This window comes from Acidimicrobiales bacterium (assembly GCA_036399815.1).
In the GTDB taxonomy this organism is placed as follows: Bacteria; Actinomycetota; Acidimicrobiia; order Acidimicrobiales; family DASWMK01; genus DASWMK01.
Window position 1 is genome coordinate 1 of the sequence record DASWMK010000141.1, and the last position, 25,003, is coordinate 25,003.

Consider the following 25,003-nt stretch of genomic DNA (forward strand, 5'->3'; position numbering starts at 1 on the left):
CTGCGGGTCGCCATGACGCTCGAGCAGTGCTGGCACCGGGTCCCGGGCGGGACGGCGGCGGCCGCCCTCGGCCTGGCCGGGGCCCTGGCCGCCCGCCCCGACGTGGACGTCGTCGGGGTGGCCGCCGCCCACCGGACGCCGCCCGCCGACGCCTGGCGGCCCCCGCCCGGCGTGCCCGTCCGTCACCTGCCGCTGCCCCGCCTCGCCCTCTACGAGGCGTGGCACCGGCTGCGCCGCCCCGCCGCCGAGGCCGCCACCGGCCGGGTCGACGTGGTCCACGCCACGACCCTCGTCCAGCCCGGCCACCGGGCGCCCCTCGCCGTCACCGTCCACGACCTCGCCTTCCTGGCCGACCCGTCGCACTTCACCGCCCAGGGACGGCGGGTGCTCGGGCGGGGGCTCGAGATCGCGCTGGCGGAGGCGGCCGTCGTGCTGTGCTCGTCCGAGGCGACCGTGCGCGCCTGCCGGCACGCCGGGTTCGACGACGCCCGCCTCGTCGTCGTGCCCCTCGCCCCGGCCCCGGGCCGGGACCGACCGGTCGAGCCGGGCGACGCGCCCCGCCGCCACGGCCTCGACGGCCGCTACGTGCTGTGGGCCGGCACGGTCGAGCCACGCAAGAACCTGCGGGGCCTGCTCGACGCATGGCGGCGGCTGGGCCGGGACGGCGTCGACCTCGCCCTCGCCGGGCCGGAGGGCTGGCACGAGGACCTCGACGCGCTCGTGGCCGGCGACCGGTCGGTGCGGCGCCTCGGGTTCGTGCCGGCGGCCGACCTGGCCGCCCTGTACGCCGGCGCCGCCGCCGTCTGCTACCCGAGCCTCCTCGAGGGCTTCGGGCTGCCCGTGCTGGAGGCGATGGTGCAGGGCGCGCCGGTGGTGACGTCCGCGGGCACGGCGACCGAGGAGCTGGTGGCCGGCGGGGCCGGCGTGGCCGTCGACCCGCGCGACCCCGACGCGCTGGCCGGGGCCCTGGCCGGCCTGCTCGACGACCCCGACGCCGCCCGGCGCCTGGGCGACGCCGGGCGGGCCCGCGCCGCGTCGTACACCTGGGAGCGGTCGGCCGGGCGCACCGTCGAGGCCTACCGCGCCGCGGTCGCCCGGTGACGCCCCGGCGCGTCGGCCTCAACCTGCTGTGGCTGCGCCCCGGCCGGGTGGGCGGGTCGGAGACCTACGCCCGCCGCCTGCTGGCCGGGCTGGCCGCCGTCGCCTCGCCCGACCTCGCCTACGAGGTGCTCGCCCTGCCCGGGCTCGGCCCGGTCCCGGCGCCGTTCGCGGTCCGCGCCCTGCCCGTCCCCGGCGGCGCCCGGCCCCTGCGCATCGCCGCCGAGTCGACCTGGCTGGCCCGCCGCACCCGCGGCCTCGACCTCGTCCACCACCTGGGCGGCACCGTGCCGGCCGTGCGGTCGGCCCCGGCCGCCGTGCTCGTGCACGACCTCCAGTACACGGCCTTCCCCGAGCACTTCTCGCCGGTCAAGCGGACCTACCTGGCCGCGGCCGTGCCCGCCGCCGTGCGGGCCGCGGTGCTCGTCTCCACGCCGAGCGAGTTCGTGCGGGGGACGGTCGTCGACGCCTTCGGGGCCGACCCCGACCGAGTCGTCGCCGTGCCCATCGGCGTGACGGGGCCGGGCGGTCCGGCACCGGGGCCGGCCGACCCTGCCCGGTCCGCGGCCGTCCGCCGCCGCTACGGCGTCGCCGGCCCGTTCGCCCTCTACCCGGCCGTCACCTGGCCCCACAAGGACCACCTGACGCTCGTGCGGGCCGTGCACGCCCTGCCCGAGGCCGACCGGCCCACCGTCGTCCTGACCGGCGGGGAGGGCCGGGCGGAGGCCGCGCTGGCCGCCGAGGTCGACCGCCTGCGGCTGCGGCGCTGGGTGCGCCGCCCTGGGCGGGTGCCGGCCGACGACCTCGACGTGCTGTATCGGGAGGCGACCTGCGTGGCCTTCCCGTCGCGCTACGAGGGGTTCGGGGCGCCGGCCGTCGAGGCGATGGCCAGGGGCGTGCCGGTGATCGCGGCGGCCGCCGCGGCCCTGCCCGAGGTCGTGGGCGACGCCGGCCTGCTGGTGCCGCCGGGCGACCCGGAGGCGTGGGCCGGCGCCCTCCTGCGGGTGCTGGGCGACGACGCCCTGCGCTCCCGGCTGGCCGCCGCCGGGCCGCGCCGGGCCGAGCGGTTCTCCGCGGTCGCGTCGGCCACCCGCCAGGAGGCCGCCTACCGTGGCGTGCTCGCGCCATGAACCTGACCGTCCTCTGCCCGCACTTCACGCCCGACGTCGCCCCCACCGGCGAGGTGATGACGAGCATCGTCCACGAGCTGGCCGCCCGGGGCCATCGCCTCCACGTCGTCACCGCGCTGCCGTGGTACCTCGCCCACCGGGTCGAGCCCGGGTGGGAGGGACGGCTCGTGCGCTCGGAGCGGGTGCCGTGGGGCCGCATCTCCCGCTGCCACCCGTTCCCGACGGACAAGACCAACATCCCGGCCCGGGCGCTCGCGTTCGGCGGCTTCAGCCTGCTGACCGCGGCGGTCGGGGCGACGGCCGGGGAGCGGGTCGACGGGGTGCTCGCCATGTCGCCCCCGCTCACCCTCGGCCTCACCGGCTGGGCGGTGGCGAGGGCCAGGCGGGCGCCGTTCGTGTTCAACATCCAGGACGTGTTCCCCGACGTCGCCGTCGAGCTCGGCGTCCTGCGGGGCGAGCGGGTGATCGCCGCCGCCCGGTGGCTGGAGCGGGCGACGTACCGCCGGTCGGACGCGGTCACCGTGCTGTCCGACGACCTGCGGGACAACGTCGCCGCCAAGCTGCCGGCCGGGCACCGCGACAAGGTGCGGGTGATCCCGAACTTCGTCGACACCGAGCGCATCCGGCCGGCCGAGCGTGAGAACGCCTACCGCCGCGAGTTCGGGCTGGAGGGCCGGACGGTCGTGATGTACGCCGGCAACGTCGGCATGTCCCAGTCCCTCGACCTGGTGGCCGAGGCTGCCGCCGCGCTGGCCCACGACCCGGACCTCGTGTTCGTCGTGAACGGGTCGGGGTCGGGGCTCGACGAGGCCAGGCGCCGCGCCGCGGGGCTGCCCAACGTCCGCTTCGTCGGCCTCCAGCCCAAGGACCGCCTGCCCGAGGTGCTGGCCGCCGCCGACGTCCACCTCGTGTTGCTGAAGCGGGGGCTGGCCCGGTCGAGCGTGCCGTCGAAGCTCTACTCGATCCTCGCCGCCGGCCGCCCGGTGATCGCCAGCATCGACCCTGGCACCGAGGTGGCGCGGGTCGTCGACGCCGCCGGCGCCGGGGTGGCGGTGCCGCCGGAGGACCCCGAGGCGTTCACCAAGGCGGTGGCGTCGATGGTCTCGGCGCCCGCCGAGGCGGCGGCCATGGGGCGCGCCGGCCGGGCCTGGGTGGAGCGGTGGCTGTCCCCGGCGGCCGTCGCCGAGGCCTACGAGGCGCTGTTCGAGGAGCTCCGGGGGCGAGCCGGAACCCCTGCTCGCGGCGGCTAGCGTCGGTCGCATGGGCAAGGCCTCCTCTGCGAAGAAGGTGGCGCGCGCGGCCAAGGCGGGGAAGGCCCGGCGGCCGTCGTCGCGGAGCTGGTCGTTCCCGGCCGCCATCGCCACCGTGCTGATCGCCGGCGTCGCGCTGGTCGTCGTGGCCAGGGCCGGCAACGACGAGGCGGGCGCGACGACCCCGCCCCGCATCGGCCTCGACCACTGGCACGCGGCGTACGGGATCTACGACTGCGACGCGTTCCTGCCGCCGATCACCGACCAGAACGACCCGCTCGGGATCCACACCCACGGCGACGGCGTCGTGCACATCCACCCGACCAGCTCCCGGGCCGCCGGCGAGGACGCCCGGTTCGGCGTGTTCGCCGACGCCGCGGGCATCGACATCTCCGACGACGAGGTGAAGGTCGGCGACACGACCCTGTCCGAGGAGGACGGGTGCGACGGGGAGCCGGCCCAGCTGGTGGTGAAGCGGTGGAATGTCGACGACCCCGACGACGAGGGCGAGGAGTTCACGTCCGACCTGCGCGACGTCCGGTTCACCGCCGACCGCCAGGCCATCACCGTCGCGCTGCTGCCCGAGGGCGCCGACGTGCCCGAGCCGGAGTCGATCCCGACCCTCGACCAGCTGACCGACGTCCCGAGCGCCAGCACCACGTTCCCGTCGATCACCCAGCCGCCGGACGCCACCGGCACGACGGGCACCCTGCCGGGGGGCAGCACGTCGTCGACCGACACGACGGCGGCCGACGGGTCGTCGACCACGGCGACGACCGCCGCCGACGACGCGTCCACGACCTCGACGGCGGGGTCGACCGGATGACGCCGGCCTCGCGCCGGTGAGGGCGATCGTCCTCGTCGGCGGGCTGGGCACCCGCCTGCACCCGCTGACCCTGACCGTCCCGAAGCAGATGCTGCCGATCGGCAACCGGCCGATGATCGAGGAGGTCGTCGGCCACCTCGCCCGGCACGGCATCGACGACGTCGTCCTGTCCCTCGGCTACAAGCCGGACGTGTTCATCGCCTCGTACCCGGGCGGCGTGTGCGCGGGCGCCCGCCTGCACTACGCCGTCGAGCCCGAGCGCCTCGACACCGCCGGTGCCATCCGCTACGCCGCCGTGGCCGCCGGCGTGCGGGAGCCGGTGCTGGTCGTGAACGGCGACGTCCTCACCGACCTCGACGTCGGCGCGCTGGTCGCCTTCCACCGCTCGACCGGGGCCAGGGCGACGATCGCGCTGACCCCCGTCGAGGACCCGTCGGCGTTCGGCGTGGTGCCGACCGACGAGGCCGGCCGGGTCGTGGCGTTCATCGAGAAGCCGCCGAGGGACGAGGCGCCGACGAACCTGATCAACGCCGGCACCTACGTGCTCGAGCCCGAGGTCGTCTCCCGCATCCCCGAGGGCCGCATGGTGTCGATCGAGCGGGAGGTCTTCCCGGCGCTGGCGGACGAGGGCGTGCTCTACGCCATGTCGTCCACCGCCTACTGGCTCGACACCGGCACCCCCGCCCAGTACCTCCAGGCCCACCTCGACCTGCTCGACGGGCGCCGCGGCCCGGCGCCGGACCCCCTCGACGCCGCCGCCGAGGTCGACCGGACGGCCAGGGTGGAGCGCTCGTTCCTGGCCGCCGGCTGCCAGGTGGCGGCCGACGCCGAGGTCGTCGAGTCCGTGCTTCTGCACGGGGCCACGGTGGGGAAGGGTGCGGCCGTGCGAAGGTCGATCCTGGGCCCCGGCGCCGACGTGGGCGCCGGCGCCGTCGTGGAGGCGCTGTCGGTGCTCGGGGCCGGGGTGGAGGTCGCGCCCGGCACCCACGTGGCCGGGGAGCGCATCCCCGAGCGCGAGCCCGGGTCCTGACCCGTGCGCACGCTCGTCACCGGCGGCGCCGGGTTCATCGGGTCGACCCTGGTCGACCGCCTGCTGGCCGAGGGCCACGCCGTCGACGTGGTCGACAACCTGTCGTCCGGCTCGCTCGCCAACCTGGCCGACGCCCGGTCCGACCGCGACCACGACCTCACGTTCCACCACCACGACATCCGCGACGAGTCGACCGTCGACCTGATCGCCCGCCGCCGGCCCGAGGTCGTGTTCCACCTGGCCGCCCAGGCCGACGTGCGGGTGTCGGTGGCCCGGCCGGTGTTCGACGCCGAGGTGAACGTGCTCGGCAGCCTCAACGTGCTCGAGGGGGCGCGGGAGGCCGGGACCCGCAAGGTCGTGTTCGCGTCGAGCGGCGGCACCATCTACGGCGAGCCGGCCGACGAGGCGCTGCCGGTGAAGGAGTCGCACCCCCAGCGGCCGCTGTCGCCCTACGGCGTGGCCAAGAAGGTGGTCGGCGACTACCTGTACGTGTACCGGGCGCTGCACGACCTCGAGTTCGTCGCCCTCGGCCTGGCCAACGTGTACGGGCCTCGCCAGGACCCGCACGGCGAGGCCGGGGTGGTGGCGATCTTCGCCGGGCGGCTGCTCACCGGCGAGCCGTGCACGATCTTCGGCGACGGCGAGCAGACGAGGGACTACGTGTACGTCGACGACGTGGTCGACGCGTTCGTGCGGGCGGCCAGCCGGGGGAGCGGGCTGCTGGCCAACGTCGGCACGGGCACCGAGACGTCGGTGAACACCCTCTACGCCACGATGGCGGCGGCGGCCGGCGTGGACGTCCCGGCCGTCATGGCGCCCGGCCGCCCGGGCGAGCTGCGGCGGTCGTCGCTCGACGCCAGCCGGGCCGCGATGCACCTCGGCTGGACGGCGTGGACCCCGCTCGACAAGGGCATCGACCAGGTGCTCACGTGGTTCCGGGAGCGCCTCGACCGCACGTGAAGCCGCTCACGAATGCTTGCAGCAGGCAGCACGGTGGGCGTACGGTGAGGGGCGTGATGCTCGGCGCCTCGATCGACGACCTCGACGGGCTCATCGCGGAGCTGACGGAGGTCCGCCAGCGGCTCAGCCTGGCCGAGCTGAGGGGCGTCCCCGAGGACGCCCTGTGGGAGGCGGAGACGGCCCTGCGCCACACCGCCGACCGGGCCGTCCGCCGGGCCGACGTCGTCCGCCGGGCCATCGAGCTGCACCGCCGCCGCCCGACGGCCTGACCGCGCGTCGCGGGTGCCGGTCCCCGTGCCCGTCCGCCCGGCGACCGCCGCCGACGCCCCCGCCATCGCCGCCATCTGGCACGCGGGGTGGGGGGACGGCCACCTCGGCAACGTCCCGGACGAGCTGGTGCCGCTGCGCACCGCGGCGTCGTTCGCCGAGCGGGCCGGCGAGCGGTGGCCCGACGCCCTCGTCGCCGAAGCCGGTGGCGAGGTCGCCGGCTTCGTGATCGTGACGGGCGACGAGGTCGAGCAGGTCTACGTGGCGGCCGCCCACCGGGGGTCGGGCCTCGCCGACGCGCTGATGGACGAGGCCGAGCGCCGGGTGCGCGACGGCGGCCACCCGTCGGCCTGGCTCGCCGTCGTCCCCGGCAACGGGCGGGCCAGGCGGTTCTACGAGCGGCGGGGGTGGGTCGACACCGGGCCGTTCGTGTACGAGGCGTTCGGCCCCGCCGGCCCGGTGCCGGTCCCCGCCCGGCGCTACGTCAAGGCGCTGGCGCCCCGGCTCACGACGCCGAGCCCACCGGGACGTCGAGCAGCTGGGTGAGGCGGACGTTGTTGCCCGACGGGTCGCGGAAGGCGGCGTCGATGCCATAGGGCCGGGCCTCGGGCGCCTCGACGAACTCGACGCCCCTCGCCCGCAGCTCCTCGTAGGAGGCCTGGCAGTCGTCGGTGGTGAGGAAGACGGTGCCGGCGAAGCCCTTGGCCACCACCGTGCGGACCTGCTCGCGGGTCTCCTCGTCCATCATGGGCGGCCCGGGGACGGCCATGAGGACGATGGCCATGTCGGGCTGGCCGGCGGGCCCGACGGTCAGCCAGCGGAAGTTCCCCATCTCGGGGACGGTGACGTCGGCCCTGACCTCCATGCCGACCTTGTCGGTGTAGAAGGCGAGGGCCTCGTCCTGGTCGAGCACCCACAGCTGGGCGTTGGCGATCCTGATCATCGGAGCTCCTGGTCGGTCGTGCGATCGGTTGTCGACGGCCAACCTAGGTGGGGCCCTGCCGGGCGTCTTCTCGAAACGTGCGGAGTTGCGGGCGACCGAAGACCCGGACGACGCAGCCGGGGACGAGGGCGTGGGCCGCGGCCGGCGGGTGGGCGGCCCGGTAGGCGGTGGGCGAGCGGCCGAACATGCGGCCGAAGCTCGTGGTGAACGAGCCGACGCTCTGGAGGCCGACGGCGTAGCAGACGTCGGCCACCGACCAGTCGGTGGAGCGGAGCAGGGCGGCGGCCCGCTCGAGGCGGCGCGTGAGCAGGTACTGGTGGGGCGACTCGCCGAAGGCCCGCCGGAACTCCCGGGAGAAGTGGGCGGGGGAGAGGCGGGCGGCCCTGGCGAGGTCGCGCACGTCGAGCCGCTCGCGGTAGCGGGCGTCGGCCAGGTCCTTGGCCCTGAGGAGGTGCCGGGCGGGCGGGACGGGCTCCATGCGACGGCCAGTATCGCTTGACGGCTCGCCGCCCGTGCGTCACAGTGCCTGACAATGTCAGGACGACCTGATGGTGACAGGCGCGCGGCCCGCCGGTCGGCGGCCGTCGAGGAGATCCTCGCCGCCGCCTGGGAGCTGGGCCGGGAACGGGGCCTGACGGGGTTCTCGATGCGAGACCTCGGGCAGCGGGTCGGGATGCGGGCCCAGTCGCTGTACTCGTACTTCGCCTCGAAGCACGACCTGTACGACGCCATGTTCGCGAGTGCCAACCGGGCGTTCGCGGACTGGATGCGGGGCGGGCCCGGCGACGCCGAGGGCGGGGACGTGGTCGGCGCCTTGGCGGCGACGGCGCGGCGCTTCTTCGCCTTCTGCGTCGAGGACCCGGTGCGCCACCAGCTCCTGTTCCAGCGCACGGTGCCGGAGTTCGTGCCGTCGCCGGCCAGCCTGGCGGTCGCGCAAGAGGCGTACGACGTGTCGGTCGCCCGCCTGCGGTCGCTCGGGGTCGACGGGGCCGACCTCGACCTCGTCACGGCGGTGATGGCCGGGCTGGCCGCCCAGCAGCTGGCCAACGACCCCGGCGGCGACCGCTGGGAGCGCCTGGTCGACCGGGCGACGTCGATGCTGCTGCGCGAGGTCGTCCCTGCCCGCGAAGGGAGCACGGAGTGATCGCACTGACCTACGAGGAGGCGGTCGACCGCCAGGCCGAGGAGCTGGCCCGGACGCTCGACCTGCTGCGGTCGCTCGACGAGCACGAGTGGTCGGCGCCGACCGACTGCCCGGCCTGGGACGTGCGGCGCATGTACCTGCACGTGCTCGGCGCCTGCGAGGCCGGGGCGCGGGTGCGGGAGAACGCCCGCCAGATGGCGGCCGCGCTGCGGTGGCGGCGGCGGGAGGGCGGCCCCCTCGAGGCCGCGCTGTCGGGCGTGCAGGTCCGCGAGCGCGAGCACCTGTCGCCGAGGGAGCTGATGGCGCGCCTGGCCGACGTGGCGCCGGCGACCGTGCGGGCCCGCCGCCGCCTCCCGGCGCCGGCGAGGCGGTACGTCCGCATCCCGGTCGACGGGCCGGTCCGGGAGACGTGGACGCTCGGCTACCTGGCCGGGACGATCTACCTGCGCGACCTGTGGATGCACCGGGTCGACGCCGCCCGGGCGACCGGCCGCCCGCTCGTGCTGACCGCGGACCACGACGGCCGCATCGTCGCCGACGTCGTCGCCGAGTGGGCCCGCCGCCACGCCCGCCCGTTCGTGCTCGAGCTCGGGGGCGAGGCCGGCGGGAGGTACGAGAGCGACCCCGGCGCGGGCGCCCCCGAGCGACTGGAGATGGACGCGGTCGAGTTCTGCCGCACCCTCGCCGGCCGCGAGGAGGGCAAGAACCTCCTGGCGACCGTCGTCCCCTTCTGACTGTATGCGCGACCGCGTCGGGTGTCGGTCCTGTTCACTTCTCGGCTCGCTCCCAGCGGTACCGCGCAGTTGCCCGAGGTCGGCGTCCGCCGCTGGACAACGCGGCCATTCCATCCGCACCACGCGTGATGCAAGACCGCGGCCGTAGTCCTATACGACCCTGATCACGTGCCTAAGGTGCCTGGACGGGAGGCATGAAGTACACGCGTGAGGCCACCAGGTAGACAGCGTTTACCTGCTTGCCCTTGTCGTTCGGCATGACTCCGTACGCGATCATCAACCCCGATACAACGCATAGCGACGTCGGATCGGGACTATAGGGGCCCCAGCCGGGGGACTTCCGGCTGTACGGCCCTATGCAGTGCACATAGCATAGCTCACCATTTATGAAGTCGACCGACGCAAGTTGGAAGACGTACTCTACGAAGCCGACACCTTCGGGCCGAGGAGGGTTGACAGGAAGGTCCTCGGGACCCACCACTTCCCCGAGAACTTGCACCGTCTCGCGTGGCTGTCGTGCTATTACCGTGATCTCCTGCCCGTCCCATAGCGAGGCCGTTCTGACGAGCTCCATAAGAGGTACGATCACCGGTGACGTTACGTCCGTCGTGTTCGGATAGTGTGCCAGAGCCACCTGCGCATAATCCTTGAACGATTCCTCATACCTCGATAGCGATCCTGGTAGGAATTGCGGGCCGACCGTCCACGGAAATCCGGCGGCTATTCTGAGCCGGAGTATGCGCGCTGGGCTCTTGGCTGCGCTGAGGGCGGTTATCGATTGGAATAGTTGTTGTGCTACACCTGTCACATCATCATCGAGAACAGCGGCAGATCTCATCGCTAGCATCGGCGAGTGGAGGCGTACGTCTTCGGCGGAGACGTTGTGCCATACAGGCAGAAGTCTGACTTCCCCCGGTTGCTCCAGCCCGAACATGGCGTCGAGCTCATGACGCGTCCACTTCTTCCCGAAAAAACGCGGGGACACGAGAACTATCCCAAAGTCAGCTCTCGCCAGCGCACCTTCCATCTGCTCGCGGATGCTGGGGCCTACTAGGAAGTTGTTGTACCAGACTCTGAGCCCGCGACTGCGAAGCTCTTCCACGAGTCTCCCGGCAAGGTCTGCGTCCTCCGATGCGTGTAACAGATAGGCGTCGAATTGCACGTGTCTAGCGTAGGGCCGACGCGGATGTCCCGTAGACCGGCGCAGAATCGATTCCTCCGCGCCCGTTCACCTCAACGAACGCCCCGGCGCGGGACCTTGCGCGAGTCGAAGGCGGCGTCGGCGGCTGGGAGTTTCACTGCATCTCACTCCCACCGGACCGGCCGTGACGTCGACGCGACCGGCTCGCCCATCCGGGCGTCCACCACTGCTGGAAACGGTGACCGTGGCCCGACCCCGTGTCGGGCAGCGCGAGCTAGCGGCACGCTCGCGTAACGCCCCTCGGCGCCATCCTGACGGACCTCACAGAGCGCACCTCGTCGCGCCGTCCCGCCATGCTCGCTACCAAGATCGGACCGCAGCTCGCCGTCGCGCCCGCGATGCCAAGCTGACGGCATGCCCGACTACGACGCCAAGGCCGTCCTCCACCGGTACCTGCAGCTGGCCAGGGAGGCGCTGCTGTGGAAGCTGGAGGGGCTGTCGGAGTACGACGCCCGCCGGCCGATGACGCCAACCGGGACGAACCTGCTCGGCCTCGTGAAGCACGTCGCGAGCGTGGAGCTGGGCTACTTCTCGGACACGTTCGGCCGTCCGTCGGACGAGCGGCTGCCGTGGTTCGACGAGGACGCCGAGCCGAACGCCGACATGTGGGCGACGGCCGAGGAGTCCCGCGAGGACATCGTCGGCCTGTACCGCCGGGTGTGGGCCCACACCGACGCGACGATCGAAGCGCTGGCCCTCGACGCCCCCGGCCGGGTCCCCTGGTGGCCCGAGGAGCGGGCCGACGTCACGCTCCACCAGATCCTCGTCCACATGATCGCCGAGACCCACCGCCACACCGGCCACGCCGACATCGTCCGGGAGCTCGTCGACGGCCAGGTCGGCCTCCGCCAGGACAACGACAACATGGCCCCCGGCGACAAGGAGTGGTGGGAGACGTATCGGGCCCGCCTGGAAGCAGCGGCGAAGGGCGTCGGCGGCGGTGCGCCGGCGTGAACGGCAGCCGTCGCTAACCTCCGAGCTCCTTCGTCAACCGAGCGATCGCACTGATGGCGATCGCGACGGCGACCGCCATCTCGCTGACGACGACCGCTCGCGCCACTCCCGATGCGGCGTGGATGTCGCCGAAGCCGGTCGTGGTGAAGGTGGTGAACGAGAAGTACAGCGAATCGGCGGCGCCGAGGGTGTCGCCCGGCTGAGCGGCGTCGGTGAAGGCAGCGGGATCGCCGGCGCTCAGGTCGGCGTAGAGGCGGGCATAGCCGTAGACCGCGAGGTAGATCCCGGAGGCCGCGAGGACGGCGAACACCAGCCGGCGGCGACGCACGCTCGCCCGGTCGACCTCGATCCTCCCCACTCCCAGAGCCACGGCGAGGCCGGTCCCCACGAGGATCAACGCGACGCCTCCCACGAACCTGACGCCGAACACGTCGACCACGAGGGACAAGGCCACACCGGCGAGGGCGACGACCCAGGAGCGGATCTCCCTGTCGACGTCCGCCCACGCCATGCCGCCATGCTGGCACGGCGTCGCCCGGCGCTAGCGGAACAGGTCTTCGGCGGGAGTGCGGACGACGGCCGAGGTGACCGAGGCGAGGTTGGGAGCGTCGAGCCAGTTCGCGTCGGCGCCTCGGAGGACGGCCGCGGCGATGCCGCGGGCCTTGCCCATCACCAGGTCGGCGGCGCCGGCGAGCTCGTCGGCGACGCAGACCTCCGTCACCATCAGCTCGCGGTCGTAGGTGTCCCTCGTGCCCCTGAGGTCCACCACCGGGGTGATGCCGGCGCAGCCGATGGCCACGTCGGTCACGCCTCTCCGCCAGGTCCTGCCGAACGTGTCGCTGATGATCACCGCCAGCTCCACGCCCCGGCGGGCTCGGATGGCGTCGCGGATCCGGCGGGCCGAGCGGTCGGGGTCCTCGGGCAGCAGCACCGCCCAGCCTCGCTCCACGTTGCTCAGGTCGATGCCGGCGTTGGCGCAGACGAACCCGTGCCTGGTCTCGGTAATCAGCAGGTCGCCCCGGCGGCGCAGGACGCGGACGGCCTCCTGCTCGACCAGGGGCTTGTGGCCGAGCGGGTCGTCGGGGTCGACCTCGACCAACCGGCCCTCGGCCTTCGACACCACCTTGCTCGTCACCACGAGGACGTCGCCGTCCTCCAGGCCCGGGCCGGCCTCGGCCGCGGCGGCGTCCATGATGAGCCCGGCCAGGTCGTCGCCCGGGCGCACCTCGGGCACGCCCTCGATCGGGATGATCCGGAGCGTCACCCGAACACGCCCAGCACGACGTCGGCCAGCGCCGCCGCCTCCTTCGGCCCGATCATGACCGTCGGCGCGACCACGCACCGCAGGCCGGCGTCCTCCACCGCCGACGACAGCCCGGCGTCCTGCTCGTCGACCACCAGCACGGAGGCGACGTCGGCGTAGAGCCGGGCCACGCCGACGACGGACGACTCGTGGCCCTGCTCCTCCAGCAGGCGGTCGGCCGGGCCCTTCAGCGCCTTGCCGGCCACGATCGGGCTCACGGCCACCGTGCGGTCCCGCCGGTGCGACACCGCCTCCCGCATCCCCGGCACGGCGAGGATCGGGCCGATCGACACCAGCGGGTTGGACGGGGCGATCACCACGGTGTCGGCCGCGGCGATGGCCGGCAGCACGTCGTGGCCGGGCCGGGCCGACTCGGCGCCGGCGAAGCGCAGCGACCGCACCGGCACCGAGTGGCGGCGCTGGACGAACCACTCCTGGAACCCGATCTCGCCCTCCTCGACCGTCACCCTCGTCTCCACCCGGTCGTCGGTCATCGGCAGCAGCCGCACGCCGAGCCCCCAGGCGGCCGTGATCTCGGCCGTCACCTGGCTCAGGTGGCCGCCCTCCGCCAGCCGGGCCGTCCGGTAGAGGTGGGTGGCGAGGTCCCGGTCGCCGAGGCGGAACCACGTCACCGCGGCGGCCGACCCGAGCGGCGCCACCGGCCGGTACCGCTCCAGCGCCTCCATCGCCGCCCACGACTCGCCGGCCAGGCCCCAGCCGTTCACCGGGTCGATGGCCCCGGCCAGCGTGTAGGTCACCGTGTCGAGGTCGGGGCTGACGTGGAGGCCGTGGAGCACGACGTCGTCGCCGGTGTTGACCACGGCCGTCACCCGCTCGGCCGGGACCACCTGCACGAGCCCGGCCAGCAGGCGGGCGGCGCCGACCCCGCCGGCGAGGACGGTGACGGTCACGGCGCCGGCCGCCGCCGCCGGATCAGCGACATCCCGTCCCGCACGGTCAGCATCACGACCTCGACCCGCTCGTCGGCCACCACGCGGTCGTTGAACTCGGCGATGGCCCTGGCCGACTCGTCGTCGGGCGCCAGCACCCGCCCCCGCTGGAACACGTTGTCGGCCACGATCATCCCGTCGGGCGCCAGCTTGGGCAGCACGGCCTCGTAGTAGCCGAGGTAGCCGGTCTTGTCGGCGTCCACGAACACGACGTCGAAGGGGCCGTCGAGGGCGGCGATCGTGTCGGCGGCCGGGCCGAGGCGGACCTCGATGCGGTCGGCGTAGGGCGACGCCTCGATGTGCCGGCGGGCCAGCTCGGCGTGGCGCTCGTCGACCTCGCAGGTGACGATGCGCCCGCCCTCGGGCAGGGCGGCGGCCATCGCCATGGCCGAGTAGCCGGTGAACGTGCCGATCTCGAGCACGAGCCGGGCCCGGGCCAGGCCGACCAGCGCGGCGAGGAACCGGCCCTCGACGTGGCCGACCATCATCTGCGGTGCGGACGTCGCCGACCTCGTCGCCTCGGCCGCCGTGACCAGCCACGGTGGCTCGGGCGTCGTGTGCTCCTCGGTGTAGCGCTCGATGTCCTCGGGGGGGATGGGCACGCCCCGACCCTACGCAGCCACAATGGCCGTCGTGGACGGGTTCGACGAGGTCGTCGCCGAGGCGCGGGACGAGGCCGCCCGGCGGGCCGCCGACCCCGCCAACCGGCACCTCGCCGCCCGCCTCGAGGAGGCCTTCGCCCCGTTCGACCGCCGCCGCCCGGCGAGCGCCGGCGACCTCCGCACCGTGCTCGACCGGCTGGAGGAGGACGCGTTCGTCGACGTCGACGCGCCGACCACCTCGGCCCGCCCCCTCGTCCCCCACGTGAAGCGGGGCCTGAAGCAGGCGACCGGGTGGATGCACCGCCACGTCGCCCAGCAGGTCGGCACGCTGGTCACCGGCCTGGTCGGCGTGTGCCGGGAGCTGCTCGACCGGGTGGAGGCGCTGGAGGCCCGCCTGGCCGACGCGGGCGGCACGGAGCTCGACCCCCACCTCGCCCCGGCCGAGCCGCCCTGGGGCGACTGGGAGGACCTGCTCGCCGGCTGCCCGGCGCCGGTCCTCCGGGCGACGACGGCGGCCGACCTGCGGGCCGCGCCGCCCGGCGGGGCCGCGACCGTCGCCGTCGCCGGCGCGCCCGACCTGCTGCCGATCGCCGAGCAGCGCCGCCTGCCCGCCCTCGCCGCGGCCGCGGCCCGGCCCGGCGGCACCGTCGTGCTCGTCGGCACCGACCCGGCCGCCTGGCGGGCCGTCGCCGGGCCGGTCGTCGCCGACCTCGCCCCCGGCCACCCGCTCGACGCCCGCACCTGGGCCCACCTGCTCGCCGCCGCCGCGCTCGCCGTCGAGCGCACGCACGGCGAGGGCGGGCCGACCTACGCGGTGGTCGCCCGCCGCCCGTCGTGAGCGCCGTCCACCAGGTCGTCCCGAGCTTCGCGGCGAGGGACGCGGTCGGCGGCCACACGCTCGCCGTGCAGCGGCTGCTCCGCGAGCTCGGCCACGAGTCCGACATCTTCACGATCCACGCCGCTGCGGACGTCCGCCACCTCGCCCGCCCGCTGAAGGACCTGCCCGCCCCGGCGCCGTCGACCGCCGTCGTCTACCAGTGCTCGGTCGGCAGCCCGGCGGCCGACCTCCTCTGCGGCCGGGCGGCCGGCGGCGAGACCCTCGTCGTCGACTACCACAACCTCACGCCCGTCGAGCTGGTCGCCCCCTGGGACGGCGACCTCGGCTACGCGCTCGCCTGGGGCCGGCGCCAGCTCGCCGCGCTGGCCGGCGTGGCCGCCCTCGGGATCGGCGACTCGACGGTCAACGCCGAGGACCTGGCCGCCGCCGGGTTCACGAGGACGGCGGTGGCCCCCGTCATCGTCGACCCGGCAGGGTGGCCCGGCCCCGACCCGGCCACCGCGCAGCGGCTCCGGGCGACGAAGCGGGGGACCGACTGGCTGTTCGTCGGCCGGGTCGTGCCCAACAAGGCCCAGCACGACGTGCTGCGGGCCTTCGCCTGGTACCACGCCGTCCACGACGCCGGCGCCCGCCTCCACCTCGTCGGCTCGCCGGCCACCGCGTCCTACGTCGCCGCCATCGAGCAGGCCGTCGACGCGCTCGGCCTGGCCGACGCCGTCCACCTCACCGGCTCGCTCCCCGACGACGCCCTCGCCGCCCACTACCGCGAGGCCGACGTGTTCGTCTGCCTCTCGGACCACGAGGGCTTCTGCGTGCCGCTGCTGGAGGCCATGCACCACGAGCTGCCGATCGTCGCCTACGCCTCGTCGGCCGTCCCCGAGACGCTCGGCGGCGCCGGCCTGCTGCTGCCGGCGAAGGAGCCGGCGCTCGTGGCCGCGGCCGTCGCCCGCGTGGCCGGCGACGCCGGGCTGCGGGCCCGGATGGTCGACGCCGGCCGCCGCCGCCTCGCCGACCTCGGCCCCGAACGGTCGAGGACCGCGATGGCGACGGCCCTGGCCTCTACCCTGGAACGCCTGCCATGACCAGCACCTCCTCGCTCACCGTCGTCGCCCCCAAGCGGTCGCTCCGCAGCCACCTCACCGGCGTGTGGCGCTACCGCGAGCTGCTCGGCGGGCTGGTGCGCAAGGAGCTGAAGGTCAAGTACAAGAACAGCGCCCTCGGCTTCGTGTGGTCGCTGCTGAACCCGGCCATGTACCTGGCCGTCTTCTACGTGGTCTTCCAGCTCGTGCTCCAGAACGGCATCGAGCTGTTCGCCGTCTACCTGCTGTGCGGGCTGCTCGTGTGGAACCTGTTCAGCACGTCGCTCACGAGCGCCACGTCGTCGATCGTCGCCAACGCCCCGCTCGTCAACAAGGTGTGGTTCCCGCGGGAGATCCTCCCGCTGGCCTCGGTGGGCGCCAACCTCGTGCACTTCCTGCTCCAGGGCTGCGTGCTCGTCGCCGCCCTGCTGGCCTTCACCCACGGTCCGGACTGGGGCTACCTGTGGCTGATCCCGCCGGCCCTGCTCGTGCTGCTGGTGCTGGCCGCCGCCCTGGCCGTGCTGCTGGCCGCCGTCAACGTGTACGCCCGCGACGCGCAGCACCTGCTCGAGCTCGGCCTGCTCGCCTGGTTCTGGATGACGCCGATCGTCTATCCCTGGTACCTCACGGCCAACCAGCTGACCGAGCGGGGCCTCCCGTCGACGCTCACCCTCCTCAACCCCATCACCCCCGTCGTCATCGCCTTCCAGCGGGCCATCTACGGGCGCGTCGTCTCCGGCGAGGGCGCCGACGTCGTGCGCCTGCTGCCCGACGAGAGCGCGCTCTGGTACCTCCGCAACCTCGGCATCGTCGGCGCCGGCGCCGTCGTGCTGCTGCTCGTCGCCCTGAAGGTGTTCGGGCGGCTCGAGGGCGACTTCTCCGAGGAGCTCTGAGCCGGTGACCGAGCCGGCCATCGCCATCCGGGCCGTGTCCAAGCGGTTCCGCATCAACAGCGAGCGCTACACGTCGCTGAAGGAGCGGGTCGTCCATCTCGGCCGGCGGGGGACGACCACCGACTTCTGGGCGCTGCGCGACATCGATCTCGACGTGGGCGAGGGCGAGACCGTCGGCCTCCTCGGCCACAACGGGTCGGGCAAGTCGACCCTGCTCAAGTGCGTGGGCGGCATCCTCCGGCCGACCGAGGGGGAGATCCGCACGCGGGGCCGGGTGGCGTCGCTGCTCGAGCTCGGCGCCGGGTTCCACCCCGAGCTCACCGGCCGGGAGAACGTGTTCCTCAACGCCTCGATCCTCGGCCTGCCCCGGCGGGACATCGAGCGCCGCTTCGACGAGATCGTCGACTTCTCGGAGCTGTCGCAGTTCATCGACCAGCAGGTGAAGCACTACTCGTCGGGCATGTACGTGCGGCTCGGGTTCGCCGTCGCCACCAACGTCGACCCCGACGTGCTGCTCGTCGACGAGGTGCTGGCCGTGGGCGACGAGGCCTTCCAGCAGAAGTGCCTGGAGCGGGTGCGGCGCTTCCAGCAGGAGGGGCGGACGATCGTGTTCGTCACCCACGCGCCCGACCTCGTGCGCCAGATCTGCGACCGGGCCATGGTCCTCGACCACGGCCGGCAGGTGACCGTCGACGAGCCGCTCGAGGCCATCCGCACGTTCAGGGAGCGGCTGCTCGGCGGGTCCGGCGGCGGCAGCACCGTGCTCGACACCGGCGAGCACCGGGCCATCCGCGTCCTCAGCAAGCAGGTGCGGATCGTGGACGTGAAGGCGGACTGGCCGGGCGCCGGCGAGCGGGCCTTCCTCCGGCCCGGCGAGCCCCTGCGGGTGCACCTGCGCTACGAGGCGCCCGAGCCGGTGGACGACGTGGTCTTCGCGCTGAACATCCACGACACCGACGAGCACCTCGTCTACGGCTGCAACACCGACGTGCTCGGCCAGGGCCCCGACCGGGTGCACGGGACCGGCTGGGTGACGTTCGCGTTCTCCGCCGTGCCCCTGCTCGACGGCGAGTTCGTGGTGTCCCTAGGCGCCCACACCCACGACGTGCGGACCCAGTACGACTACGTCGAGGAGGCGTTCACCTTCGAGGTGATGACCAGCACGCGGGTCGTGGGGCTGGTGGCGCTCGACGCCAAGGTGACGACGGACGGCCCGAGCCGCTGACGCGGCCGGCGGCGGCGGTCAGCGGTGGTCGTCGCGGCCGCCGAGGCGGTCGAGGGCGTCGATCGTCGCCGCGTGCAGGCGGTTGACGTGGTCGGCCACCTGGCGGGCCTGCCAGCCGGTGAGCCGGGCGACGACCCGGCGGGCGGCCGACCGCCACGGCGGGCCGACGGCGGGGACGGCGGGCACCAGCGGGCCGATCACCCGGAGCGGGTCGCTCGCCGGGGGCCCGGCGCCGTCGGCGGACGGGGCGGCGGCCGGCGGGCGGATCGCCTCGGCCCTGGCCCGAACCGCGGCCTCGGCCTCTTCCCTCGTCGCCCCGTCGGGCAGCCGGACGGGCTCGGCGTCGGCCGGCGCGGCGGCCGGCGGGGGCGCCGGCGGTGGCGCGGCGCCGGCCACGACCTCGACCTTGGCCGGGTCGGCCCCGGCGGCCACCAGGGTGTCCCGCTCCGCCTCGCTCCCGACCACGAGCCGGCCGGCGGCGTCGAGCACCAGGCGCCCGGCCCGGCCGCCCGGCGCTAGCCCGACGTCGCCCACGTGGACCACCGACGTGCCGGCCGACCGCAGCACGGCGGCCAGGGCCGCCCGCTCGGCCAGCGCCCTGGCCCGTGAGGCGCCGGGCGTGACCGCCACGCCCGGCTCCAGGCCGACCCACACCCCGTCGGCCCCCCGCACCCGGCGGGCCAGCGCGGCGAGCGCCGGGGCGCCGGCCAGCGGGGCGGCCTCGTGGGCGGCCGTCGGCCGGGCCGACACGACCTGGACCTCGTCGCCGGCGGCCAGCCGGGCCCGCACGGCGTCGACGGCGGCGGCCGCCCCCGGCCCCGGCTCGGGAGGGTAGGAGCCGGCCAGCACCACCCAGCGCCGGCCGCTCGGCCCCGCCGGCCCGGCGGCGCCCTCGGGGACGGGGACGGGGAAGGCGGCCAGCTCGGCCTCCATCCGGTCGAGCACCGCCGGCCAGGTGAACGAGCCGAGCACGTAGTCCCGCCCCGGCCGGGCCAGCGCCCGGAGCGGGCCGGGCGACGTCGCGACGGCCTCCAGCGCCGCGCTCAGCTCGGCCCGGTCCCGCCAGAGCACGCCGGCGCCCGACCGCTCCACGTGCCAGCGCACGACGTCCGACCCGGCGTTGGCCAGCACCGGCGTCCCGGCCAGCCAGGCCTCCATCACGGTGCGGGAGAAGCTCTCGTTCACGCTCGGCTGCACGTAGGCGGCCGCCGCCGCGAACGCCGACGGCGCCTCGCCGGCGTCGAGGAAGCCGAGGTCGTGCAGGCGGCCGTCCAGGCCAGGCGGGGCGGCCACCGGGCCGACCCCGATCGTCACCAGGTCGAGGTCGGCGCCCAGCCCGGCCACGGCCTCGGCCCACGCCTCGACCAGCAGGTCCCACCCCTTGCCGGCCTCCCGCCGTCCGGCGTAGAGGACGAACGGCCGCCGCAGGCCGTGCCGGGCCCGGAAGCCGTCGGCGTCGTAGCCGGCGGGGACGTCGACCCCGGCCCCGGTCACCGTGGACCGGGCCGGGTCGAGGCCGAGGCGGCGGGCGAGGTCCCGCTCCGGCTCGGAGAGGTACCAGGCCGACGCCACGGCGGGCAGCACCGAGCGGAACAGCGCCATGCGGGCGTAGGGCTCGTCGTGCAGGCAGGGCACCACCACGGTGCGCTCGGGGGCGACGCCGGCGCCGGCCACCGTCGTCCAGAACAGGTAGGGCGACAGGACGATCGCCCGGTAGCGGGGCGCGTGGGCGACGAGGTGGTGGAACAGGCCCGGCACCCGGAAGAGGCCGTTCAGCCAGGCCTGCTCCTCGGCCGGGGAGAGCGGCGGGCCGACGGCGATGCGCCGCTCCAGCGCCACCCGGTCGACGCCCTCGGCCGCGCGCCGCACCACCGGGAAGCGCACGACGGTCACCCCGCCGTCGTCGCTGCGCCCGGCCGGGTACTCGTCGGCCCAGGTGTAGTGGTCCCTCGCGCAGGTCGTCAGCACCTCGACGGCCCAGCCCCGGGCGGCCAGCCCCCTGGCCGTCTCCCGCAGCACCGCCTCCGACCCGCCGACCACGTCGTCGCCGTAGCGGGGCGGGACGATCGCCACCACGCCCCGCCGGTCAGCCACCGCCGGCGCCGCCCTCCAGGAACCGCCGGACCACCTCGACCAGCCGGGGCGCCACCACCTCGGCGCCGAGCTCGGCGGCTCTCGCCTTGCCCGCGTCGACCAGCTCGCCCCGGCGCACCGGGTCGGCCAGCAGGCGGGTGACGGCCACGGCCACCAGCACCGGGTCCTTGTCGTCGAGCAGGACGCCGGCCGGGCCCACCGTCTCGGGCACGGCGCCGGCGGCGTGGGCGACGACCGGCACGCCGGCCTGCATGGCCTCGACCACGGGCACGCAGAACCCCTCGTGCTCGGACAGGCAGACGAACACGTCGGCGTCGGCCCAGTGGGCGGCGAGCTGGGCGGTGCCGATGCGGTCGGTGAACGTGACCGCGCCGGCCACCCCGAGGTCGTCGGCCAGGGCGGCGAGCGCGTCGCGGTAGCCGTCCGAGGTCGTACTGCCGACCAGGGTCAGCCGGGCGCCGGGGTCGAGCCCGAGGCGGCGGGCGGCGGCCAGCGCGGCGATCACGTCGTGCTGGCACTTGTTGGGCGCCAGGCGGCCGACGAACAGCCAGTGGGCGCCCCGGCGGGCGCGCCGCAGGGCCTCGGCCGTCGCCCGGTGCGGCCGGGCGGCGACGGCGCCGAGGTCGACGAGGGGCGGGACGACGGCGGCGGGCGGGAACCCGGCCTCGGCCAGCTCGGCGGCGTTGAACGACGAGTCGGCGATCGCCAGCGCCGTGCGGGGGGCCAGGCGGGCGAGGTCGGCCCTGGCCCGGCGCATGTTCCTCGCCGCCTCCGGCTCCCAGCGCTCGAAGTACGGGGCCGGCGTGATGTTGTGGTACTCGACGGCGAGCGGCTCGGGACGGTCGAGCAGCCAGCCGGTGAGCGCCGTCCCCGTCGAGCACTGGTAGAGGAGGAGGTCGGCGGGGCCGGCCCGGTCGAGGTGGTGGACCGGCCTGGCCTCCCGGCGCACGTCGTCGTGGAGGTCCTCGGCGAACACCTCCGACGCCCAGCCGGCGGCCCGGAAGGCGTCCCTGGCGAGGAGCGTGTGGGCGCCGACGGCGTCGGCCCGGGCCAGCACGGGCACCACCTGGTGGACGGTGGTCACGGCCGGCCCGCCCGCTCCCGCTCCAGGGCCTCGACCCGCTCCTCGAGCGAGGTCACCCGGTCGGTCAGCGCCGCGCCCAGGTCGGCCACGGCCGCGCCGAGGGCGGCGAGGCGCCGGCCGAGGGCCAGCAGGTACCAGCCGAGGGCCCGGCGGATCACGGCCTTGGCCACCCTGGCCAGCGGGTTGCGGGCGGTGGTGGGCACGTCGGCGTCGGTGCGGGCCACGTGGGCCACGCGGGCGACGGCCCGGCGCAGGTCCTCGGCGCCGCCGCCCGAGCGCAGCCGCCCGACGGCCCGGTGGATGCCGTCCACGTCGGCCGCCGGGAACGACGGCGAGGAGCGGAGGGCGTCGGCCTCGGCCCTCGCCTCGTCGAGGAAGCGGCGCTGGTCGGCGGTCAGCCCGTCCACGACCGGCAGAGGTAGGCGAGCAGGTAGCAGTCGTCGACGGCCGCGAACATCCCCGGGTTGCCCGCCGCGTCCTCCACCGAGAAGCGGCCGGCCGCGAACGAGGCGCCGAGGTGGTTGAGGCCGTACGCCGCCACCACGGCGAGGCCGGCGGCGGCGAGCTTGGCCTCCAGCTGCGCCCGCGTGTACTCGACCTCGTGGTCGGGGTCGATCGGCTCGTCCTGCTGGAGCCGGCAGGCCCGCCCGTTGGGCGTGTCCACGGCGAACCACCCGCCCGGCCGGAGCACCCGGCGGACCTGCTTCAGCACGAGGTCGCCGTCGGCCTCGCCCACGTGCTCGATGGTCTGCCCGCTGTAGACGAGGTCGAAGGAGGCGTCGTCGTAGGGCGACAGGTCGGTCATCGAGTGGAACGCGTAGCGGACCGGCCCCCGCTCGGTGGCGACGACGCCGTCGGGGCCGGCGACGGCGTAGATCGGGTGGCGGTCGCCGACCGGCAGGTCGACCAGCACCAGCTCCTCGAAGCCGTACGGGTAGCCCATCGAGACGAGCGCGCCGGCGGGGTGGCCGAGGGCCGTGCCGCCGAGGTCGAGGATGCGCCGGGCCGGGGGCAGGCTGCGGACGAACCGGCAGCGGCTGGCGTGCAGCGACGGGCCGAGGTCGCGGAAGCCCCTGGCCTGGAACTCGCCCGAGCCCCGGATGGCGTCGAGGAGGCCGGTGCGGTCGAGCTCGCCCCTGGCCAGGCGGCCGCCGAGGTCGGCCAGGCCGTGGGGGTCGGGCTCCCGGCCGAGGAGGACGTCGTAGGCCAGGCCGACGGCGGCCGCGGGCGGCAGGTCGGCGAAGCGGGGCGGGGGCAGGGCCCGCAGCGCGGCCATCGTCGCCAGCCGGCGGGCGCCGCCCGGCCGGCGCAGGATCGCCGCCGCCCGCCGGGCGCGACCGCTGAGGACGTCGACCCCCGGCATCGGGCCGAGGTTAGCGGCGGGCGTGACGGGCACCGCGGCACGGTCCCACTAACCTCGACCGCTCGTGACCAGCCCGGCAGAGCGGCCCGACGTCGACGCCCTCGTGGCCGAGCTGCGGGCGAGGGTCGAGCGCCGGCGGGCCGAGGGCGTGTACCCGCCCGACGTCGAGGAGGAGCTCGACGCCCACTTCGAGCGGGTCACCGGCCGGGCGGCGCGGCCGTCGTTCGACCGCCTGCGCCAGGTCCTCCACGACCTCCACGTGGCCGGCGACTTCGGCCGCCACCGCCTCACCTTCGACAGCGACCTGCCCGGCGGGTCGACCGTCCACCGGGTGGCCGGCAAGGCCGTCTCCCGCACCGCCCAGGGCATCTTCGACCAGCTGCGGGAGTACTCGCTCGCCCTCGAGCGGGTCCTCGGCGTGGTCATCGACACGATGGAGGCGCTGCCCCGCCACGACCACCCGGACCTCGACCGCGAGCTCGACCTCGTGCACGAGGAGCTGTCGCACCTCGACCGGGCCCCGGCCGAGGCCGGCGGGGCGGTGGCCGAGCTGCACCGGCGGCTCGAGGTGCTGGAGCGGGCGGAGGCCGCCCGCCGCTTCGACCCCTGGTTCGGCAGCGACCGCTTCGTCGACGCCTTCCGGGGCTCCCGCGAGGACCTCCTCGCCGCCTACGCGCCGCTGGCCGACCGCCTGGCCGGCTCCGGCCCGGTGCTCGACGTGGGGTGCGGGCGGGGGGAGTTCGTGGAGCTGCTCGCCGAGCGGGGGACCGAGGTGCGGGGGGTGGACCTCGACCCGGTCGCCGTGGCCGTCGCCAGGGAGGCCGGGCTGCCGGTCGAGGAGGGCGACGGCGTGGCCGCGCTGGCCGCCGCGGCCGACGGGTCGCTCGGCGCCGTCGTGCTCCTCCAGGTCGTCGAGCACCTGAGCGCGCAGGACCTCGTCGACCTCGTCGCCCTCTGCGCCGACAAGGTGCGGCCGGGCGGCGTGGTCGTCGCCGAGACCGTGAACCCGCAGTCCCTGTACGTCTTCGCCCACGCCCTGTACGTGGACCCGACCCACCTGCGCCCCGTCCACCCCGCCTACCTGACGTTCCTGTTCCAGGAGGCCGGCTTCGCCGGGGTGCAGATCGAGTGGCGGTCGCCGCCGCCCGAGGCCGACCGCCTCGTCGACCTGCCCGGGGAGGGCGAGCCGGTCGACACCGCCAACGCCAACGTGGCCCGGCTGAACGCCCTGCTGTTCGCGCCCCAGGACTACGCGCTGATCGCCCACCGCTGATGGAGATCCACCAGGTCGTGGCCACCGCCCGGCCGGGCGACGCGGTCACCAACCTGGCCCTCGAGTACCGGGAGCTCCTGCGCCGCATCGGGCCGTCCGAGATCGTCGCCGAGTACCGCGACCCGGCCATCGAGCACGAGGTGCGCGACCTCGACTGGTACCGGCGGCGGCCGTCGTCGCCGGCCGACCTCGTCCTCTACCACGCCTCGATCGGGGCGGCCGCGCTGGTCGACCTGCTGCTCGCCCGACGGGAGCGGATCGGCGTCGTGTACCACAACGTCACCCCGGCCGAGTGGTTCAGGAACTGGAGCCCGGTGCTGGAGCGGCTGTGCCGGGAGGGCCGCGAGGAGCTGGCCCTGCTGCTGCGCCGGGCCGTGCTGGCCGTGGCCGTCAGCGAGTTCAACGCCGCCGAGCTGGCCGGCCTGGGCGGGCCGCCGCCCCGGGTGGTGCCGCCCGTGCTCGACCCGGCCCGGCTGGCCCGCGTCGAGCCCGACCCCGCGGTCGCCGCGGCGCTCGCCGCCCGGCCGGGGCCGCACTTCGTGCACGTCGCCCAGGTCCTGCCCCACAAGCGGCCCGAGCAGCTGGTGCAGGCGTTCCACCTGCTCGTCACCCACCTGCACCCGACCGCCACCCTGGCCATCGTCGGGTCCACGCACCTGACGCCGTTCGTCGCCGCCGTCGAGCGCCAGGTCGCCGAGCTGGGCCTCGACGGCTGCCAGCTGCTCGGCACCGTCGACGACCCGACCCTGGCCGCCCACCTGC

Annotated in this window: 28 protein-coding genes; 17 read left to right on the forward strand and 11 right to left on the reverse strand. The window is 75.3% G+C overall.

From position 1 onward, the window contains the following. The 8 genes from VGB14_09825 to VGB14_09860 form a co-directional block, all read left to right on the forward strand. A partial coding sequence (locus VGB14_09825; GenBank protein ID HEX9993212.1) for a glycosyltransferase family 1 protein occupies positions 1 to 1,101 on the forward strand: 1,101 nt, incomplete at its 5' end. After that, positions 1,098 to 2,228, forward strand: coding sequence for a glycosyltransferase family 1 protein (locus VGB14_09830; GenBank protein ID HEX9993213.1), 1,131 nt, complete (start codon positions 1,098 to 1,100; stop codon positions 2,226 to 2,228). The genes VGB14_09825 and VGB14_09830, both read left to right, overlap by 4 nt. Further along, positions 2,225 to 3,478, forward strand: a complete 1,254-nt coding sequence (locus VGB14_09835; protein HEX9993214.1) for a glycosyltransferase family 4 protein — start codon at positions 2,225 to 2,227, stop codon at positions 3,476 to 3,478. The genes VGB14_09830 and VGB14_09835 overlap by 4 nt, the downstream gene beginning before the upstream one ends. A gap of 10 nt (positions 3,479 to 3,488) precedes the next feature. Then, positions 3,489 to 4,304 carry a hypothetical protein gene (locus VGB14_09840; GenBank protein HEX9993215.1) on the forward strand — a complete coding sequence of 272 codons (816 nt, stop codon included), beginning with the start codon at positions 3,489 to 3,491 and terminating at the stop codon, positions 4,302 to 4,304. Between the two features lie 16 nt (positions 4,305 to 4,320). Then, positions 4,321 to 5,334, forward strand: coding sequence for an NDP-sugar synthase (locus VGB14_09845; protein ID HEX9993216.1), 1,014 nt, complete (start codon positions 4,321 to 4,323; stop codon positions 5,332 to 5,334). 3 nt (positions 5,335 to 5,337) lie between these two features. After that, the gene (locus tag VGB14_09850) at positions 5,338 to 6,294 is read left to right on the forward strand and encodes an NAD-dependent epimerase/dehydratase family protein (protein HEX9993217.1); all 957 of its coding nucleotides are present in this window, start codon (positions 5,338 to 5,340) and stop codon (positions 6,292 to 6,294) included. 44 nt (positions 6,295 to 6,338) lie between these two features. Continuing rightward, a complete protein-coding gene (locus tag VGB14_09855) occupies positions 6,339 to 6,563 on the forward strand; it encodes a hypothetical protein (GenBank protein HEX9993218.1) in 225 nt (74 codons plus the stop codon). A 13-nt stretch (positions 6,564 to 6,576) separates the two neighbouring features. Continuing rightward, positions 6,577 to 7,107 (forward strand): GNAT family N-acetyltransferase, encoded by a 531-nt coding sequence (locus VGB14_09860; GenBank protein ID HEX9993219.1) that lies wholly within the window; start codon positions 6,577 to 6,579, stop codon positions 7,105 to 7,107. On the opposite strand, the gene VGB14_09865 is transcribed toward VGB14_09860, so the two are convergent. Both VGB14_09865 and VGB14_09870 read right to left on the reverse strand, forming a co-directional pair. Further along, positions 7,067 to 7,504 carry a VOC family protein gene (locus VGB14_09865; GenBank protein ID HEX9993220.1) on the reverse strand — a complete coding sequence of 146 codons (438 nt, stop codon included), beginning with the start codon at positions 7,502 to 7,504 and terminating at the stop codon, positions 7,067 to 7,069. The genes VGB14_09860 and VGB14_09865 overlap by 41 nt on opposite strands. A 43-nt stretch (positions 7,505 to 7,547) precedes the next feature. After that, positions 7,548 to 7,982 carry a helix-turn-helix transcriptional regulator gene (locus VGB14_09870; GenBank protein HEX9993221.1) on the reverse strand — a complete coding sequence of 145 codons (435 nt, stop codon included), beginning with the start codon at positions 7,980 to 7,982 and terminating at the stop codon, positions 7,548 to 7,550. A gap of 54 nt (positions 7,983 to 8,036) precedes the next feature. On the opposite strand from VGB14_09870, the gene VGB14_09875 reads away from it, so the two are divergent. Together VGB14_09875 and VGB14_09880 are read left to right on the forward strand one after the other, a co-directional pair. Beyond that, positions 8,037 to 8,648: a TetR/AcrR family transcriptional regulator gene (locus VGB14_09875; protein ID HEX9993222.1), complete on the forward strand. Its 612-nt coding sequence runs from the start codon at positions 8,037 to 8,039 to the stop codon at positions 8,646 to 8,648. Then, positions 8,645 to 9,382, forward strand: coding sequence for a maleylpyruvate isomerase family mycothiol-dependent enzyme (locus VGB14_09880; protein HEX9993223.1), 738 nt, complete (start codon positions 8,645 to 8,647; stop codon positions 9,380 to 9,382). The genes VGB14_09875 and VGB14_09880 overlap by 4 nt, the downstream gene beginning before the upstream one ends. Before the next feature lie 172 nt (positions 9,383 to 9,554). On the opposite strand, the gene VGB14_09885 is transcribed toward VGB14_09880, so the two are convergent. Beyond that, the gene (locus VGB14_09885) at positions 9,555 to 10,544 is read right to left on the reverse strand and encodes a toll/interleukin-1 receptor domain-containing protein (GenBank protein HEX9993224.1); all 990 of its coding nucleotides are present in this window, start codon (positions 10,542 to 10,544) and stop codon (positions 9,555 to 9,557) included. 393 nt (positions 10,545 to 10,937) lie between these two features. Between VGB14_09885 and VGB14_09890 the strand changes: the two genes are divergently transcribed. Further along, positions 10,938 to 11,537: a DinB family protein gene (locus tag VGB14_09890; GenBank protein ID HEX9993225.1), complete on the forward strand. Its 600-nt coding sequence runs from the start codon at positions 10,938 to 10,940 to the stop codon at positions 11,535 to 11,537. Positions 11,538 to 11,550: 13 nt separating this feature from the next. Here the strand turns inward: VGB14_09890 and VGB14_09895 are convergent, their stop codons facing one another. Genes VGB14_09895 through VGB14_09910 form a run of 4 tightly spaced genes read right to left on the reverse strand, consistent with a single transcriptional unit; the run spans position 11,551 to position 14,392 of the window. Next, positions 11,551 to 12,048 carry an ion channel gene (locus tag VGB14_09895; GenBank protein ID HEX9993226.1) on the reverse strand — a complete coding sequence of 166 codons (498 nt, stop codon included), beginning with the start codon at positions 12,046 to 12,048 and terminating at the stop codon, positions 11,551 to 11,553. A gap of 30 nt (positions 12,049 to 12,078) precedes the next feature. Further along, positions 12,079 to 12,801: a coenzyme F420-0:L-glutamate ligase gene (gene cofE / locus VGB14_09900; GenBank protein HEX9993227.1), complete on the reverse strand. Its 723-nt coding sequence runs from the start codon at positions 12,799 to 12,801 to the stop codon at positions 12,079 to 12,081. Beyond that, complete coding sequence (gene cofD / locus VGB14_09905; protein ID HEX9993228.1) at positions 12,798 to 13,751, reverse strand: 2-phospho-L-lactate transferase; 954 nt, start codon at positions 13,749 to 13,751, stop codon at positions 12,798 to 12,800. The genes cofE and cofD overlap by 4 nt, the downstream gene beginning before the upstream one ends. Continuing rightward, positions 13,748 to 14,392, reverse strand: coding sequence for an O-methyltransferase (locus tag VGB14_09910; protein ID HEX9993229.1), 645 nt, complete (start codon positions 14,390 to 14,392; stop codon positions 13,748 to 13,750). Before VGB14_09910 ends, cofD begins: the two co-directional genes overlap by 4 nt. A 31-nt stretch (positions 14,393 to 14,423) precedes the next feature. Between VGB14_09910 and VGB14_09915 the strand changes: the two genes are divergently transcribed. The 4 genes from VGB14_09915 to VGB14_09930 are packed head-to-tail and all read left to right on the forward strand — an operon-like array spanning position 14,424 to position 18,427. Beyond that, the gene (locus VGB14_09915) at positions 14,424 to 15,230 is read left to right on the forward strand and encodes a hypothetical protein (protein HEX9993230.1); all 807 of its coding nucleotides are present in this window, start codon (positions 14,424 to 14,426) and stop codon (positions 15,228 to 15,230) included. After that, on the forward strand, positions 15,227 to 16,312 hold the full coding sequence (locus VGB14_09920) for a glycosyltransferase family 4 protein (protein HEX9993231.1): 1,086 nt from the start codon (positions 15,227 to 15,229) through the stop codon (positions 16,310 to 16,312). Before VGB14_09915 ends, VGB14_09920 begins: the two co-directional genes overlap by 4 nt. After that, positions 16,309 to 17,202 (forward strand): ABC transporter permease, encoded by an 894-nt coding sequence (locus tag VGB14_09925; GenBank protein HEX9993232.1) that lies wholly within the window; start codon positions 16,309 to 16,311, stop codon positions 17,200 to 17,202. Before VGB14_09920 ends, VGB14_09925 begins: the two co-directional genes overlap by 4 nt. Positions 17,203 to 17,206: 4 nt before the next feature. After that, positions 17,207 to 18,427: an ABC transporter ATP-binding protein gene (locus tag VGB14_09930; GenBank protein HEX9993233.1), complete on the forward strand. Its 1,221-nt coding sequence runs from the start codon at positions 17,207 to 17,209 to the stop codon at positions 18,425 to 18,427. A gap of 18 nt (positions 18,428 to 18,445) precedes the next feature. On the opposite strand, the gene VGB14_09935 is transcribed toward VGB14_09930, so the two are convergent. From VGB14_09935 to VGB14_09950, 4 genes are read right to left on the reverse strand one after another with little or no spacing between them, the layout of a single operon-like run. Next, on the reverse strand, positions 18,446 to 20,521 hold the full coding sequence (locus VGB14_09935) for a glycosyltransferase family 4 protein (GenBank protein HEX9993234.1): 2,076 nt from the start codon (positions 20,519 to 20,521) through the stop codon (positions 18,446 to 18,448). Continuing rightward, the gene (locus VGB14_09940; protein ID HEX9993235.1) at positions 20,514 to 21,605 is read right to left on the reverse strand and encodes a glycosyltransferase; all 1,092 of its coding nucleotides are present in this window, start codon (positions 21,603 to 21,605) and stop codon (positions 20,514 to 20,516) included. Before VGB14_09940 ends, VGB14_09935 begins: the two co-directional genes overlap by 8 nt. Next, positions 21,602 to 22,012, reverse strand: coding sequence for a hypothetical protein (locus VGB14_09945; protein HEX9993236.1), 411 nt, complete (start codon positions 22,010 to 22,012; stop codon positions 21,602 to 21,604). The genes VGB14_09940 and VGB14_09945 overlap by 4 nt, the downstream gene beginning before the upstream one ends. After that, positions 22,000 to 22,968 (reverse strand): methyltransferase domain-containing protein, encoded by a 969-nt coding sequence (locus tag VGB14_09950; GenBank protein ID HEX9993237.1) that lies wholly within the window; start codon positions 22,966 to 22,968, stop codon positions 22,000 to 22,002. The genes VGB14_09945 and VGB14_09950 overlap by 13 nt, the downstream gene beginning before the upstream one ends. A gap of 64 nt (positions 22,969 to 23,032) precedes the next feature. Between VGB14_09950 and VGB14_09955 the strand changes: the two genes are divergently transcribed. Next, on the forward strand, positions 23,033 to 24,241 hold the full coding sequence (locus VGB14_09955; GenBank protein ID HEX9993238.1) for a methyltransferase domain-containing protein: 1,209 nt from the start codon (positions 23,033 to 23,035) through the stop codon (positions 24,239 to 24,241). After that, positions 24,241 to 25,003 (forward strand): hypothetical protein (locus tag VGB14_09960; GenBank protein ID HEX9993239.1); only part of this gene is annotated, 763 nt, incomplete at its 3' end. The genes VGB14_09955 and VGB14_09960, both read left to right, overlap by 1 nt.

Excerpts from the sequence above, each read along its gene's own strand:
- VGB14_09835 (HEX9993214.1), top strand. The coding sequence starts at position 2,225 with ATGAACCTGACCGTCCTCTGCCCGCACTTCACGCCCGACGTCGCCCCC.
- VGB14_09840 (HEX9993215.1), top strand. The coding sequence starts at position 3,489 with ATGGGCAAGGCCTCCTCTGCGAAGAAGGTGGCGCGCGCGGCCAAGGCG.
- VGB14_09865 (HEX9993220.1), bottom strand. The coding sequence starts at position 7,504 with ATGATCAGGATCGCCAACGCCCAGCTGTGGGTGCTCGACCAGGACGAG.
- VGB14_09870 (HEX9993221.1), bottom strand. The coding sequence starts at position 7,982 with ATGGAGCCCGTCCCGCCCGCCCGGCACCTCCTCAGGGCCAAGGACCTG.
- VGB14_09875 (HEX9993222.1), top strand. The coding sequence starts at position 8,037 with ATGTCAGGACGACCTGATGGTGACAGGCGCGCGGCCCGCCGGTCGGCG.
- VGB14_09890 (HEX9993225.1), top strand. The coding sequence starts at position 10,938 with ATGCCCGACTACGACGCCAAGGCCGTCCTCCACCGGTACCTGCAGCTG.
- VGB14_09895 (HEX9993226.1), bottom strand. The coding sequence starts at position 12,048 with ATGGCGTGGGCGGACGTCGACAGGGAGATCCGCTCCTGGGTCGTCGCC.
- VGB14_09925 (HEX9993232.1), top strand. The coding sequence starts at position 16,309 with ATGACCAGCACCTCCTCGCTCACCGTCGTCGCCCCCAAGCGGTCGCTC.
- VGB14_09950 (HEX9993237.1), bottom strand. The coding sequence starts at position 22,968 with ATGCCGGGGGTCGACGTCCTCAGCGGTCGCGCCCGGCGGGCGGCGGCG.